Source organism: Stenotrophomonas ginsengisoli (genome assembly GCF_001431485.1).
GTDB classification, from domain to species: domain Bacteria; phylum Pseudomonadota; class Gammaproteobacteria; order Xanthomonadales; family Xanthomonadaceae; genus Stenotrophomonas; species Stenotrophomonas ginsengisoli.
The window spans coordinates 1-663 of sequence record NZ_LDJM01000082.1; the positions used below are offsets into that span (position 1 = coordinate 1).

Below are 663 nucleotides of genomic sequence, written 5' to 3' on the forward strand. Positions count from 1 at the left end.
GTATCGAAGGCATTGGCGGCCTTGCGGGCGGTATCGGCATACAGCCGGTAGTGACGCCGGTGCCCTGGACCGGCGTCACTACCGGCTGTATGCCGATACCGCCCGCAAGGCCGCCAATGCCTTCGATACCCGCTATGCCCAGGTCTCGTGGATCGATGCGGACACGGTATTTGCCCCTGGCGCCCTGCTGCCACTGGCCGCCCTGCCGGGGGGAATGGCCCGCGGCAACACGATCTGCACCCACCTGGTGGAGGAAGACGCGCCGCTGGTGATCGATGACCTGCTCAGCGACCCACGCATGATGGACATGGCCGTGGTGCAGCAGCACGGGCTGCGCTTCTATGCCGGGGTACCGCTACGCCACCTGGGGCAGGTGATCGGCAGCCTGTGCATCGTCGATGATGCCCCGCGTCACTTGAGCGAGGATGACCAGGCCCTGCTGCAGCTCATGGGCGATGCTCTGGTGCAGTCCATTACCTCCGACAGGACATGGACCAACAACGCCGGCCCTGTTGCAGGGCCGGCGCCAAAAGCCGGGCCGGTAAGTCCACCACGCGGCCGAAAACGGCCCTGAGGTAACGGAGTTTCTGCACGGTGGCCAATAAGGGGGCACTCTCTTGAAACAATATGCACCTGGCGCACAGAGCAACATTACGAGATCAA

1 protein-coding gene is annotated in these 663 nt (G+C 64.1%); it reads left to right on the forward strand.

Annotation, left to right across the window (positions count from 1 at the left end):
* On the forward strand, positions 1-574 hold a 574-nt coding region (locus ABB30_RS15410), incomplete at its 5' end, for a GAF domain-containing protein (RefSeq protein WP_152980798.1).
* Positions 575-663: the final 89 nt, after the last annotated feature.